Below are 13,297 nucleotides of genomic sequence, written 5' to 3' on the forward strand. Positions count from 1 at the left end.
ATGATCGGCATGTGCTCGTCAAATCCGACAACTTCCCATCGGCGAGAACATGCGACCCAAGTGCAAGGAGAGTCGCGACATGACTACCAGCCCCGCGGTTTCCGGTGGGCAGGCCACCGTTCCCAGCGATTTCGTCAGTGGCCTCGAGGGCGTGGTGGCTTTCACCACCGACATCGCCGAACCGGACAAAGACGGCGGCGCGCTGCGCTACCGCGGAGTCGACATCGAGAACCTGGTCGGGAGCCGGGTGACCTTCGGTGACGTGTGGGCGCTACTTGTCGACGGATCGTTCGGGCGCGGTCTACCGCCCGCCGAGCCGTTCCCGCTCCCGGTGCACACCGGTGACGTGCGCGTGGACGTGCAGGCCGGGCTGGCCATGCTCGCGCCGATCTGGGGCTACCAGCCGCTGCTTGACATCGATGACGAGACCGCTCGCGAGAACCTGGCCCGCGCCTCGGTGATGGCCCTGTCCTACGTCGCGCAGTCGGCGCGCGGCATCTACCAGCCCGCGGTCCCGCAGAAGAAGATCGACGAGTGCACCACGGTCACCGAGCGCTTCATGACCCGCTGGAAGGGTGACCCGGACCCGCGCCACACCGAGGCCATCGACGCCTACTGGGTCTCCGCCGCCGAGCACGGCATGAACGCCTCCACCTTCACCGCCCGGGTGATCGCTTCTACCGGGGCCGACGTCGCGGCGGCGCTGTCCGGCGCGATCGGCGCCATGTCCGGCCCGCTGCACGGCGGCGCGCCCGCGCGCGTGCTGCCGATGATCGAAGAGGTCGAGCGCACCGGCGACGCGCGCGCGCTGGTCAAGGGCATCCTGGACCGCAAGGAGAAGCTGATGGGCTTCGGTCACCGGGTCTACCGGGCCGAGGACCCGCGCGCCCGCGTGCTGCGCGCCACCGCGAAGCGGCTGGCCGCGCCGCGCTACGAAGTCGCCGCCGCACTGGAGCAGGCCGCCCTGGCGGAGCTGCGCGAACGCCGTCCGGACCGCGCCATCGAGACCAACGTGGAGTTCTGGGCCGCGGTGATCCTGGACTTCGCCGAGGTGCCCGCGCACATGATGCCCGCCATGTTCACCTGCGGCCGCACCGCGGGCTGGTGCGCGCACATCCTGGAGCAGAAGCAGCTGGGCAAGCTGGTCCGCCCGGCGGCCATCTACACCGGCCCCTCCCCTCGCAGGCCCGAGGACGTCGAGGGCTGGGCCACGATCGCGCACACGTAGCGCGACCACAGCGTCACGACCGCGAGCCGGACGTGACGGCGGAAGCTGTTGTCCCGCCGTCACGTCCGGCTCGCGTAGCATCCGGGAGGGGAAGCTAGAGGACTAGAGGGATGCTGGACGAAGGAATATCGAGGCGGCGGATGCTCGGCGTCGGCGCCGCTCTGGCCGCAGGATTCGCCGCCACCGGGTGCGGCACCACACAGAACACGGCTCTCACGCAGGCGCGCGCGTCGGTCGCGCCCGGCGCCACCACCGGGATGCGGGCCGCTCCCGTCTCCGCGTCCCTGGACGCGGGCACACCGGTCGCCGTCGCCGCCAGGCACGCCGGGATCTCGCCGAAGCGGTGGGGCGTCGAGATGGCGGGAATCACAAGTGCTTTCACCGCCGCGGGCAAACAGATGGCGCTCACTTTCGACGCCTGCGGCGGGACCGGCAACAACGACATCGACGAGTCGCTGGTGAACTTCCTGATCAGCGAGCGAATTCCGGCGACGTTGTTCCTCAACAAACGCTGGATCGATGCCAACCGCGCGCGTACCGCGCAGTTGGCGGCGAATCCGCTCTTCGAACTGGCCAACCATGGTGTGGCGCACAAACCGCTGTCGGTGAACGGCCGCGAAGCCTATGGCATCGCGGGAACCGCTTCGGCGCGGGAGGCGGCCGACGAAGTGTGGGCCAACCACGAGTTGCTCACCACGATCACCGGCAAGCCGCCGCGATTCTTCCGCGCGGGCACCGCGCATTACGACGACGTCGCGGTGTCCATCGTCAACGAATTGGGCGAAACCCCGGTCGGTTTCAGTATCAACGCCGATTTCGGCGCGACCGCGTCGGCCACTCAAGTGCAATCGGCGATGAATGCGGCCGCGCCCGGCGCTATTTCACTGGCCCATATGCATCGGCCGCGCTCCGGAACCGGAGCGGGGATGATCGCGGCGCTGCCGAAGATTCGCGCCATGGGTTTCACCTTCGTGCACCTGTAGCCGCTCGACCGTATTCGCCAGAGGTTTACTCCTCGAGCGAGGCGACCCAGTCGACGGCGACCGTGTCGCCGCGGTCCACTTCGAAGAAGGCGACCTCCAGATGCCTGCCCAGGTCGACCAGCCGGAGGGCGTGCAGCGGCACCGGCTGGACCAGCCGTACCCGCCACGGCTTGGGTTCGTCCCAGGCGCGCAGTTCGAGGTCCAGCCGCAGCACCGGGTCGTCACGACCGGAGTAGTCGGCCGCGACCGGCGCGGCGGCGAGCACGGTGGCGTCGGCGCGGCGGCCGTCGGCGAGGATCTTCGCGATGCTCGCCCGGCCCGCTTCTTCGAGGTCGGGCACGTACAGGACCAGGCGATCGCGGTCGCGCGGGTCCACCCGGCAGCACACCACGTCACCAGGCCGCATCCATTCCAGGTCCGCGTCCGGCACTCGCTGCCGCACCCGGCTCTCGTAGGGGAACTCGCCGGCCAGCTGCACGCGGACCCAGAACACGTGTCCCGGTTCGGTGCGGCGCGGACGCACGCCGAGGATCGTCGCGGTTCCCGCTTCCCCGCGGATCAACAACTCCCGCCGCATCGCGTCCGAGACCGTCGCGCCGCGCAGGCGGAGATTCCGCGCCCGCCGGCGCAGGCGCCACCCCGAGTTAGCTGACGGCATGCTCATGGGCGCTTACGTTAGCCGGAGTGTGGGCGTCGCCACAGCGACACCACCGACTACCCTGTTGGCCATGACCTCTGCGTTTCCGACCATTCCCGACGACCTCAAGCCCGCCGACGGACGGTTCGGCTGCGGCCCCTCCAAGGTGCGCCCGGAGCAGCTGCAGTCGCTGGTGAACGTCGGCGCCTCGGTGTTCGGAACCTCGCATCGGCAGAAGCCGGTCAAGGACGTGGTGGCGCGCGTGCGCTCCGGCTTGCGCGAGCTGTTCGGCCTGCCGGACGGCTACGAGGTGGTACTCGGCAACGGCGGCACCACCGCTTTCTGGGACGCGGCGGCGTTCGGCCTGGTCCGAGAGCGTTCGCTGCACCTGACCAACGGTGAGTTCAGCTCGAAGTTCGCCGCTGTCACCAAGGGCAACCCGTTCATCGGTGACCCGATCGTGGTCTCGGCGGAGCCGGGCAGCGCGCCGGAGCCGGTGTCGGACCCTTCGGCGGACCTGATCGGCTGGGCGCACAACGAGACCTCCACCGGCGTCTCCATCCCGGTGCGACGTCCCGCGGGCTCGGACCACGCGCTCATCGCCATCGACGCCACCTCCGGCGCGGGCGGCCTCCCGGTGACCATCACCGACGCCGACGTCTACTACTTCGCACCGCAGAAGTGCTTCGCCTCCGACGGTGGCCTGTGGGTCGCGCTGATGAGCCCCGCCGCGCTGGCGCGGGTCGAGGAGATCAAGGCGTCGGGCCGCTGGACGCCCGATTTCCTGTCGCTGCCGATCGCGATCGACAACAGCACCAAGGATCAGACCTACAACACCCCCGCGTTGGGCACCCTGCTGCTGTTCGCCGACCAGATCGAGTGGCTCAACAACAACGGCGGCCTGGACTGGGCGGTCAAGCGCACGCTCGACTCCTCCTCGCGCCTGTACTCCTGGGCGGAGTCGAGCGAATACGCCACCCCGTACGTCACGGACCCGGCGCACCGCTCGCAGGTGGTCGGCACCATCGACTTCGCCGACTCGGTCGACGCGGCCGCGGTCGCGAAGATCCTGCGCGCCAACGGCATCGTGGACACCGAGCCCTACCGCAAGCTGGGCCGCAACCAGCTGCGTATCGGCATGTTCCCGGCGATCGATCCGGACGACGTCAGCCAGCTGACCCGCGCCATCGACTGGGTCGTGCAGAATCTCGGCTGAGCGCCGCCTATTTCGGTCCGGAGTGCGCAACACGCCCGGGATCGACACGCCGCAGAATTAGCCATAGCGGAACGAACAGAGCAGATTAGCGGGGCACGGACGTCTCCGAGGAGATTTCCGTGCCGCGTGTCCTGCCCCATGAATCTCAGATGTGCACTACTGTTTCGGAAAGTGGGCGGTGTCGCGAGTCGACGCGATAAGGAGGTAACGGTGCGTGAACTTCGAGTGATCGGGGTGACGCCCGACTCCACGCACATCGTGTGTATCGACACCGAGTCCGGTCAGAAGTTCCGGCTGCCCGCCGACGACAAACTGCGAGCCGCCGCGCGCGGAGACCTTGCCCGATTCGGCCAGATCGAGATCGAAATGGAAGCAACTATGCGTCCCCGCGATATCCAGGCCCGTATTCGAGCAGGGGCCTCAGTGGAACAGGTCACCGAAGAATCCGGAATGCCGGCCAGTCGCGTCGAGCGATTCGCCTATCCGGTGCTGTTGGAGCGAGCCCGCGCCGCCGAACTCGCCCAGAAGGCCCACCCGCTCCGTCCCGACGGTCCCGCCGTCGACATCCTCATCGATGTGGTCACCGCCGCGTTCACCGCGCGCGGGCACAACATCGAGGGCGCCGAATGGGATGCCTGGAAGGACGAGAAGGGTTACTGGGTCGCCCAGTTGCAGTGGCAGAACGGACGATCCGAGATCGCCGCGCACTGGCGCTACCAGCCCGACGCGCACGGGGGTTCGGTTTCTCCGCTCGACGACCCGGCCTCCGATCTGATCGATCCGGATTTCGGACGCGCGCTGCGCGGACTGGCCACGATCGTGCCTCCGGAACCCGAGCCCGCGCCGCCGCAGCCGGAGCCGGTGGCCGAACCGCGTCCCGCCCCGGCCGCACCGCCCGCGCGCACCACGAGCCGACAGAGCCAGCCGACGCTGGACGAGTACTACGAACAGCGGGCCGTCGCGGCCGGTGGCAGCGCCGCCGCGATCCCGCCGGGCAACGCCACGGCGCCCGCCGCGGCTACGCCTCCCGCGCCTCCCGCGGCCGCCGCCAACGCGACGCCTACCGCCGGTGCCGCCGCGCCACCGGCCGCCACCGTGGACACCCCCGCGCCGACGCCCGCCGCGCCCGAAGAGCCCGCGAAGCCCGCGGCCAAGGCTCCGGCGAAGCCGACGCGCAGCAAGCGCGGCAAGGCCCCGATGCCGTCCTGGGAGGACGTACTGCTCGGGGTACGCAGCTCGGGTCACTGAGCGCCGCCCGCCACCGCGGGTCTTCGACGTGCCGATCAGTCACGTCAGCGCGGTTCCAGGTACCCATCGCGGGACGCGTAAGCGCGCGAAATCAGTGGTCACGAACCGGCGTTCGCGGTGCGAAGCCGCACCGAGGCCGGTGCGGTGCGAGTAGATTTCGGTGTGGTCGACGACGAGCGCCGACGGTGACCGCAGCGATGCCGCGGCCTATGCCTTCGCGCGTTGCTCGAAGTTCGCTGAGTTCGATTCGTGCGACTATCGGGAGGTGCCGGAATGCTGTCCAAGGCTTGGTCGCTCTGGTACGTCGACGCACCGGACCCCCTGGCGGTACTGCGCGCGAACCACAACCCGGACCCCCAAGCCGCACTGGCACTGGCCAAGCAACTGCACCAGGACCGCGACGTGCAGCCGATCCTGGCAGGCACGCTGGCTGGTTGCGCGGGCCCGGCGATCGACGAGGTCTGCATCGGTTGCTTTCCGGGCGTGACGGTGCTGTGCTCGGCCCAGGCCGCGCGCATCCACCCGACCGAGATCCCGGAGTTGCTGGTACGTCCGCTGGCCTCGGAGCACACCTACCTGGTGTCGTTCGACGTCGAGCACGGCTGGGGCGCGTTCGCGCACTGGGAGCGCGGCGAGTTCCGCAGGTCGTTCAGCTCGACCCGGGTGTACATCCTGGAGGACGAGGGACTTCCGCTGGTATGGGAACGGTCCTACTGGGCCGGCGAGCATCCGGTGCGCTGGCGCGCGGGCGAACTGCCCGACCCTCAGTCGCTGCCGTTCGATCCGCCCGACTTCGCCGACGCGGCCAACAACGAATGGCTGGGTTTCCACTACCGCGGGGCCGCCGCATCCGGCGCGCTCGGCCCCGGGGACATACCTATCTGCAAGTTCGCACTGCACCCGAAGGGCAAGCTGCCCACCTCGGGGCTGCGCGGCTCAACCGACGGCGGGGCGCACACGACCTCGCGCAAGCGCGGCCTGTTCGGCTGGCTGCGCGGACACGACCCCGTCGGTTAGCCGCGTCGCCCCGCGGCACCGGCCGTGTCAACCGAATAGTCCGCCCAGCAGCAATATGACCCACCCGAGCAGCACGCCCGCCGCGCCGCCTCCGATCACCCACCGTGTCACCGGTGCGAAACGCCAACGCCATGCGGTGGGCGCGGCGCCGCCGGCCGCGACCAGATTCACCGCCACCGCGAGTAACGGATGCACTTCGGCCAGCGCGGCCCCGAAGGCATAGACCGCGACCGCCGACAGCAGCGCCACCAGGAACGCCACGGTGAGGCCCGCGCCCCACGGTGTCGGGTCCTGGTAGGACGGATACGGCCGGTACGGTCCGGTCACGCCGTCCTCACCCGCTCGTAGAACGCCATCGCGGCCGCGGTAGCCACATTCAGTGAATCGGTGCCCGGCGTCATGGGGATGCGCGCGCGGACGTCGGTGGCCCGCATGGCCTCCTCGGTCAGTCCCGGTCCCTCGGCTCCGAGCAACAACGCCACCCGCTCCCCCGTCATCGCCGCGGCCAGATTCGCCGCCGCCGGGTCGGGCGTGAGGGCGATGATCTGGAATCCCTTGCGCCGCAGTATATCCAGACCATCCGGCCAATCCGGCACGGATGCGAACGGCACGCGCAGCACATGTCCCATCGACACCCGGACGGCGCGGCGGTACAGCGGGTCGGCGCAGCGGTCGCCGAACAGGATCGCGTCGGCGCCGAGCCCGGCGGCGTTGCGGAACATGGCGCCGAGATTCTCGTGGTCGTTGACGCCTTCGAGCACCGCGACCGTGCGCGCCTTCTCGATCACCTCGTCCAGGCCGAGACCGGTGGGGCGGCGGGCGACGGCAAGCACGCCGCGGTTGAGGTGGAATCCGACCACCTCGGCCATCACCTCGGCCGTGGCGCGGTAGTACGGCACGTCGACGGTCACCAGGTCGTCGGCGAGTTCGGCGCGCCTGCGCTCCACTCCGAGCAGGGCGGTCGGCGCGAAACGCGAATCGAGCATGCGCTGGACCACCACGACGCCCTCGGCGATCACCAGCCCTTTGCGCCCGGGTAGATCGGGCCTGCGATCGGCCGACTTGAGATCGCGGAAGTCGTCGACCCGTGGGTCGGCGGGGTCATCGATGTCGATCACTTCGGCCACCGCTCCATCCTGCCGGGCGGCCGCGGCCGGGTCCGAATCGGTGTTCGCCGCGCGGTCGCGGACGGCGAAAATGCGGTGCGGGCAGGTACGCGGGCGTGGGATGGTCGAGCCATGACCCTGCCGGGAATCACCATTCGGTCGGCCACCGCGGACGACGCGGCCGCGATCACGACGCTGGTGGAGACCTCGTTCGGCACCCGCTACGACCCGGCCGAGGTGGACCCGAATCCACTGCTGTTCCCACCGGAGAACTCGATCGTCGCGGTCGAGGGTGGAGAGGTCGTCGGGCACACGCAGTCCACCACCATGACGGTGACCGTGCCCGGCGAGCGGACCGTGCGGGTGTGCGGCATCGCGGGCGTCGGCGTCGCACCGACGCACCGGCGGCGCGGCATCCTCCGCGCCATGTACACCGAACAGCATCGGCGCGTCGAGGCCGACGGCTTGCCTCTGACCATGTTCACCGCGAGCGAGGGCGGCATCTACGGCCGATTCGGTTACGGTCCCGCGACACGGGAGAACGCGGTGGCCATCGAGCGGCGCTTCGCCGAATTCCTCCCCTCGGCACCCGATCCCGGCGGTGTGACGCTGCGCCCGCCGAGCGAGCTGCGCGCGGCGGCGGAGGCGATCTACGACCGATGGCGCAGGCTGGTGCCCGGCGCGCAGGTACGTCCTGCGGCGGCCTGGGACATCGTGTTCGATGATCCGCAACGCTACCGGGAGGGCGGGACCACCCTGTTCGGACTCCTGCACGCCGACGGCTACGCGCTGTATCGGTACCACGCGGACGGCAGGGCACGGACGGTGGAAGTCGCCGAGATGCGGACGGTCACGGCCGAGGCACACGCGGCCCTGTGGCGGGCCTTGCTCGGACTCGACCTGGTGCGACGGGTGGATGCCGTGCTCACCGACCACGACCCGCTGCCCTATCTGCTGACCGATCCCCGCCTGGTGCGCACCACCGCCCGCTACGACGGGCTGTGGCTGCGACTGATGGACGTCCCGGCGGCACTGACAGCACGCGCTTACGCGAGCGACTTGGACGTGACGCTAGAGGTGACCGATCCCTTCCGAAACGCGGGCGGCACGTTCGCACTGCGCGTGCGGAACGGAGAGGCCGAATGCGAGCCGACCGATCGCGCGGCCGATATCGAGCTGGGCATCGACGTGCTCGGCAGCATGTATCTCGGCGCGTATCCCGCGCGAGTGTTCGCCGCGGCGAACCGGTTGCGGGCGAAAGACGCCGCGCAGCTGCGTACCTTCGACGACGCCTTCCGCGCGGAGCGGGACGCGATGCTCGGTTGGTTCTTCTGACGACGCGCGGCGGGCCGCGGGCTGGCATGCTGGTCTCATGAAGCCGATTCAGCTGATCCTCAACATCCTGTGGCTCGTCTTCGCTGGATTCTGGCTGGCGCTCGGCTACATCGCGGCGGGGATCATCTGCTTCATCCTGATCATCACGATTCCCTTCGGCATCGCGTCGTTCCGGATCGCCGCCTACGTGCTGTGGCCGTTCGGCCGGACCACCGTGGAGAAGCCCGGCGCGGGCGCGGGCTCGCTGATCGGCAACATCATCTGGTTCATCGTCGCGGGGTGGTGGCTCGCGCTCGGGCATCTGCTCACCAGCATTCCGCTGTTCCTGTCGATCATCGGCATTCCGTTCGGCTGGGCGAACCTGAAGTTCATACCGATCTCGCTGTTCCCCCTGGGGCGGGAGATCGTGGACAGTGATCGGCCGTTCGGCGCGCAATAGCACCAGGTCCACCAGGGTTTCCATCGCTCGACGCCGTGGAAGAAGAGCTGCGCCATCTCGCGACGACACTGTGATCCGCATCACAGTGTGTTAACGAAATCACACCTCCGTGCGAAGGTTAGCTAGAAGGTAACTGATTTATTTCCAGTGCCCACAGCGTCCCGAGCGGGCGCCGAGCCGACCGCACGGAGGGCTCCACCATGACCGACCGAACCGCCCGCCGGGCCGACTCGGACACCGCGCCACTCGCGCCGATCGCGGTGACTTTGGGAGTGCTGCTGCTGATCGGCGCGGCCACCCAGCTCACACACCTGCCCCGATGGGCCGACGACTACGGAGTTCTGGTCTATCCGGCCTTCGTCCTGTGCCTGGCCATCGCGGGCGGCCTGCTGTGGTGGGGCGCCGGAATCATCCGGGCCAAGCGTTGATCCGAGCCTTCGGCGGCGTATGCGACGAACTCCGTTGCGGCCGTGGCGCTACTCGGATTCCGCGACGATCTGCTTCATGATCGCCACGGCACGGGTGAGCACGACGAGTTGGTCCTCGGTGAGCGTCGACAGCTGCTCGGTCATCCATGCCTCGCGGGCGCTGGCTTCGTCGGCGATGAGCGCGCGCCCCGCCGGGGACAGCGAGACGATGATCTGACGGCCATCGGTCGGATGCGGATTGCGCTCTACCAGATCCAGGTCGGTGAGCGAGGCGATGACGCGGGTCATCGACGGAGGCTGGACGCGTTCCTTGGCGGCGAGTGCCCCCGGGGTCATCGCGCCCTCGCGCGCCAGCGTGGCGAGCGCGGAGAGTTGAGTCAGCGAAATCTGCGAGTCGGCACGACGGCCGCGCAGGTGTCGCGTCAGTCGAACGACCGCCAGCGAGAGCTCACCAGCAAGGGCTCTGACATCCGATGGCGTTGTCACAGTGGCAAACGATACGGGACCGAGGGCGGCCGGTCGCGGCTTCCCGCCATGGTGCGGCCACCTCGTCTTCGCGCGGGCGGCGGACTCCTCCGAGCCGGGCCGATTAGGCTTGACCCGTGACACAGAACGTCCCGCAGCTTCCGCCGCGCCTGACCGACCCGCGCCCCGTGCTCGCGGTCGGCAGCGCGCTGTGGCTGATCGCCACCGTGGTGGTGTGGGCGGGCGGCGACCGGTGGGCGTCGGCACGTCCGGTCTGCCTGATGGGCCTGGTGGTGGGGCTGATCGGACTGGTCATCTATCTGGTTCAGCGCCGCGGCGCGCGGCGCGGGGACAAGGGCGCGCAGACGGGCTTGTAGCCGACCTGGTTACCTTCGGACCAGCTCGAATTCGTCGGTTGTGCCGGTGAGCGGGTAGAGCGCGCCGCCGGGATCCAGACGGGTGGCGTAGTGCTGGAAGCGATAGCGTCCCGGCTCGGCGTCGAGAGGGATGTCCCAGGTGAACCGGGCCACCGACTCGGCGAGCCCGCGCTTGCTCCAGTGGTATTTCACCGCCCACTCGCCCTCGTTGGCCACCCGCACCCATTCGCCGGAAGCATTCCTGCGCTGCACTTCCAGGAACGTCCCGTTACGCCGATTGTCGTGTTTCGGGTGGGCCGAGACGAATTCGGCCAGCACTTGGTCTCCGGGACCGTAGGACGGGTGCGGTTGCACGAGCACGTCACCGAAGTCGCGACCCGGCGCGGCCGCGTCCGGACCCGCGCCCGGCTGGAAGTTCGGTTGCAGCTGGGACACATCGCGCGGGGCCGGGCCGCGCGGCACCGGTCCACGGGCGGCGAATGCCGTAGCCAGACGGGTGAACTCCTGCTGATAGGCGCACAGCGTGTAGCGGCCGAACAGCGTCGAAGCGCCCTCGTACTGCTGGGAGTCGTATTCCTCTGGCGTGGTGACGTATTCGTGGTAGGCGTTCGCGTATCCCTGCATGAGCACCTGCTCCAGCGGGACGCTCAGCGCCGCGGCGACAGCCTTGCGAATGCGCAGGCCCGACGTGATGGTGAACTCGCCGCCCGCGGCGGCCAAATAGAGCTCGCCGATGCGAACGAGCTGAATCGGCACCACATTCGGCACCCATGGCACCGGAGGCAGCAGGCCCAACGGCACCGCGATCGCTTTCGGCGCCTGCGCGTCCGCCAGCCAAACCGGCGCGGGCTGGGCCGGATCGCCGAGCGACTCGATAAACGGGTTGCGCACGCCCTCCGGGATCGGGCCGCCGGGCAGTCCCGGGCCGTCCTCGACGCTTCCCGCGATCAGCGAGACTCCCGCCGCGGCCGGTGCGGTGCGTCGCGGCAGGCCGTCCGGCGTGAAACGGCCGTCTACCGCGATGTCCGCCAGGTCGATGTAGCAGAGCGTCCCGTCGACCGGGCCGGAGATCGACCGGGCCTGGGCCACCGCTTCTTTCGACGCCGCGTACTGCCGCTCGCCGAGGATGCGGGTGTTCTCGAACTCGTCCTCGGTGGGACCGGAGCCTTGGCGCAGGTTCAGGTTCGGGGACATGTCACCGGCGTTGGTCTGCGCGAAGGCAGCGACGAACGCGGGCTTGCCGTCCAGGTAACGCACGCCGTGCTCGATGTGCTCGGCGGAGAACGCGGCGTAGCCCTTGTTGTCCGAGCTGATCAATCGGTTCGTGTTGGTCATGGACGTGTTGTGCGTGGCGAACCAGGTGATGGTCCCCGCCGTTCGCCCGCCCTTGCGCAAGACGAGAGTGGTCACCGCGGGGTCTATGGCATCCGGGAAATGCTGTTTGTCCGCAGGCGGATTGAGCTCCCAAGCCACGCGCGACCGATTCACACTCGCGTTGTGCAGCTCGGCGCGGCCGAGGGACAGCGAGCCGGGGCCGAGATCGGCGTGCGCGGCTGCGATCGCCTCGACGATCCCGTTCACCTCGGCGTCGTACACCTGCTGCTGGAAACCGAGGATGGACAGGTTATAGGCGTAGTCGTTGCTGGAGCCGCCGCAGGTCGCGTGCGAATGGGTCGATGTGAGCAGGACGTTCTGCTCGGTGTACAGGTCGCCGAAACGCCGGGCCAGTTCGGTCAGCACGCCGCGGTGGACGGACTGGAAGATCATTCCGTTCTCGGCGACCACGAAGACGATCCGCCGCCCCGCGCCGCCGATGATGAACGCCCGCGCCCGCGGGCGCAGGTGGATGCCCGCGCTCTGCTGCTCGAGCTGGGAGTAGCCCATCATCCCGCATTCGGCGGCCGGGCCGGTGATGTCGGAGAGTCCGACACCGATCTCGTAACCGCCGGGATCCGGTGCGGCGGCCGCCGGAACGCCGAGTGCGTCGCTCATCCCGGGCACCGTCGCGGCCGCGAGCGTGGCGGACCCGATCGCCGTCCGAGTCAGAACAGTTCGGCGTGACACCGGCATACCCGTCTCCTTCTGTCCCGATGCAGCGAACCACACAACTGGTCACTCGTCCAGTCCAGATTTTTTCCACCCTTGAATTGACTGCACGAGCCGTGGGCGCTTAACTCCCTTGGGTGTCCTCCCGATTGAGCGTCGAAGAACGACGGGCCCACCTTATCGAGGCCGCGATCGGCCTTGCCGAGAAAAAGGGTGTTGCGGGCGTGACCACGCGTGATGTCGCTCAGGCGGCCGGCGTCTCGCTCGGTGTGGTGCATTACTGTTTCGAAAACAAGGACGCGCTGATGACCGAGCTGGTCAAAGCGTTGTCGATGGAATTGCGCGATTCCGTCGACGCGAACGAAACGGTTTGGCAGGACGTCGGAAGTGGAAAAGAAGCCCTTCAAAAATTGATCCGCGCGGGTCTGGAACTGATGTGGCTGAACATTGAAGCCACTCCGGAACGACAGCTGCTCACTTACGAAACGACCACTTACGCGTTGCGCGAGGGCGAACAAACCCCGGCGAAACTCGCGATCGCGCGCGAGCAGTACAACTTCAACGACTCCACGGTCGCCGACATCCTGGAGCACGCGCGCGACGCGACCGGCAACACCTGGTCGGTCCCGGTGCAGACACTGAGCCGGTTCACGCTCAACGTCATCGACGGTGTGGTGCTGCGCTGGCTGGTGGACAACGACAGCGAGAGCGTGCGCGGACAGCTCGATCTGCTGAGCGAGATGCTCACGGGGTACGCGGCGCAGTAGCCGAG

The 13,297-nt window shown here is 68.8% G+C and carries 15 protein-coding genes; 10 read left to right on the forward strand and 5 right to left on the reverse strand.

Annotated elements, in window-relative coordinates:
• The first annotated feature begins 79 nt into the window (after window positions 1–79).
• Both ACIHAX_RS00470 and ACIHAX_RS00475 read left to right on the forward strand, forming a co-directional pair.
• Window positions 80–1,228 carry a citrate synthase 2 gene (locus tag ACIHAX_RS00470; protein ID WP_364424977.1) on the forward strand — a complete coding sequence of 383 codons (1,149 nt, stop codon included), beginning with the start codon at window positions 80–82 and terminating at the stop codon, window positions 1,226–1,228.
• A gap of 110 nt (window positions 1,229–1,338) precedes the next feature.
• Window positions 1,339–2,211: a polysaccharide deacetylase family protein gene (locus tag ACIHAX_RS00475; RefSeq protein ID WP_364424979.1), complete on the forward strand. Its 873-nt coding sequence runs from the start codon at window positions 1,339–1,341 to the stop codon at window positions 2,209–2,211.
• A 25-nt stretch (window positions 2,212–2,236) separates the two neighbouring features.
• Here the strand turns inward: ACIHAX_RS00475 and ACIHAX_RS00480 are convergent, their stop codons facing one another.
• Window positions 2,237–2,875, reverse strand: coding sequence for a hypothetical protein (locus ACIHAX_RS00480; protein WP_355074937.1), 639 nt, complete (start codon window positions 2,873–2,875; stop codon window positions 2,237–2,239).
• A gap of 64 nt (window positions 2,876–2,939) precedes the next feature.
• Between ACIHAX_RS00480 and serC the strand changes: the two genes are divergently transcribed.
• The 3 genes from serC to ACIHAX_RS00495 all read left to right on the forward strand — a co-directional run bounded on the left by serC (window position 2,940) and on the right by ACIHAX_RS00495 (window position 6,329).
• On the forward strand, window positions 2,940–4,064 hold the full coding sequence (serC, locus tag ACIHAX_RS00485; RefSeq protein ID WP_355074939.1) for a phosphoserine transaminase: 1,125 nt from the start codon (window positions 2,940–2,942) through the stop codon (window positions 4,062–4,064).
• Window positions 4,065–4,274: 210 nt separating this feature from the next.
• Window positions 4,275–5,312: a septation protein SepH gene (gene sepH / locus ACIHAX_RS00490; RefSeq protein WP_397275045.1), complete on the forward strand. Its 1,038-nt coding sequence runs from the start codon at window positions 4,275–4,277 to the stop codon at window positions 5,310–5,312.
• A 273-nt stretch (window positions 5,313–5,585) separates the two neighbouring features.
• Window positions 5,586–6,329 (forward strand): DUF6928 family protein, encoded by a 744-nt coding sequence (locus ACIHAX_RS00495; RefSeq protein WP_356963706.1) that lies wholly within the window; start codon window positions 5,586–5,588, stop codon window positions 6,327–6,329.
• Window positions 6,330–6,356: 27 nt separating this feature from the next.
• Here ACIHAX_RS00495 and ACIHAX_RS00500 read toward each other — a convergent pair whose 3' ends face one another.
• Both ACIHAX_RS00500 and ACIHAX_RS00505 read right to left on the reverse strand, forming a co-directional pair.
• A complete protein-coding gene (locus tag ACIHAX_RS00500; protein WP_355074945.1) occupies window positions 6,357–6,656 on the reverse strand; it encodes a DUF2537 domain-containing protein in 300 nt (99 codons plus the stop codon).
• Window positions 6,653–7,456: a TrmH family RNA methyltransferase gene (locus ACIHAX_RS00505; protein WP_397275047.1), complete on the reverse strand. Its 804-nt coding sequence runs from the start codon at window positions 7,454–7,456 to the stop codon at window positions 6,653–6,655. The genes ACIHAX_RS00500 and ACIHAX_RS00505 overlap by 4 nt, the downstream gene beginning before the upstream one ends.
• A 111-nt stretch (window positions 7,457–7,567) precedes the next feature.
• Between ACIHAX_RS00505 and ACIHAX_RS00510 the strand changes: the two genes are divergently transcribed.
• From ACIHAX_RS00510 to ACIHAX_RS00520, 3 genes are all read left to right on the forward strand, one after another.
• The gene (locus ACIHAX_RS00510; protein ID WP_397275049.1) at window positions 7,568–8,770 is read left to right on the forward strand and encodes a GNAT family N-acetyltransferase; all 1,203 of its coding nucleotides are present in this window, start codon (window positions 7,568–7,570) and stop codon (window positions 8,768–8,770) included.
• A 37-nt stretch (window positions 8,771–8,807) separates the two neighbouring features.
• Window positions 8,808–9,209 carry a YccF domain-containing protein gene (locus ACIHAX_RS00515; RefSeq protein WP_355074951.1) on the forward strand — a complete coding sequence of 134 codons (402 nt, stop codon included), beginning with the start codon at window positions 8,808–8,810 and terminating at the stop codon, window positions 9,207–9,209.
• Window positions 9,210–9,409: 200 nt separating this feature from the next.
• Entirely contained in the window at window positions 9,410–9,637 is a 228-nt protein-coding gene (locus ACIHAX_RS00520; protein ID WP_355074953.1) for a hypothetical protein, read from the forward strand.
• A gap of 48 nt (window positions 9,638–9,685) precedes the next feature.
• On the opposite strand, the gene ACIHAX_RS00525 is transcribed toward ACIHAX_RS00520, so the two are convergent.
• A complete protein-coding gene (locus tag ACIHAX_RS00525) occupies window positions 9,686–10,123 on the reverse strand; it encodes a MarR family transcriptional regulator (protein WP_355074955.1) in 438 nt (145 codons plus the stop codon).
• Window positions 10,124–10,239: 116 nt separating this feature from the next.
• On the opposite strand from ACIHAX_RS00525, the gene ACIHAX_RS00530 reads away from it, so the two are divergent.
• A complete protein-coding gene (locus ACIHAX_RS00530) occupies window positions 10,240–10,479 on the forward strand; it encodes a DUF2530 domain-containing protein (RefSeq protein ID WP_355074957.1) in 240 nt (79 codons plus the stop codon).
• A gap of 9 nt (window positions 10,480–10,488) precedes the next feature.
• On the opposite strand, the gene ACIHAX_RS00535 is transcribed toward ACIHAX_RS00530, so the two are convergent.
• A complete protein-coding gene (locus tag ACIHAX_RS00535) occupies window positions 10,489–12,549 on the reverse strand; it encodes a neutral/alkaline ceramidase (RefSeq protein WP_397275052.1) in 2,061 nt (686 codons plus the stop codon).
• Between the two features lie 125 nt (window positions 12,550–12,674).
• Between ACIHAX_RS00535 and ACIHAX_RS00540 the strand changes: the two genes are divergently transcribed.
• Window positions 12,675–13,292 carry a TetR/AcrR family transcriptional regulator gene (locus ACIHAX_RS00540; RefSeq protein WP_228829715.1) on the forward strand — a complete coding sequence of 206 codons (618 nt, stop codon included), beginning with the start codon at window positions 12,675–12,677 and terminating at the stop codon, window positions 13,290–13,292.
• The last annotated feature ends 5 nt before the right edge of the window (window positions 13,293–13,297 follow it).

Origin of the sequence: Nocardia sp. NPDC051929 (assembly GCF_044548645.1) — a bacterium.
Classification (GTDB): domain Bacteria; phylum Actinomycetota; class Actinomycetes; order Mycobacteriales; family Mycobacteriaceae; genus Nocardia; species Nocardia sichangensis.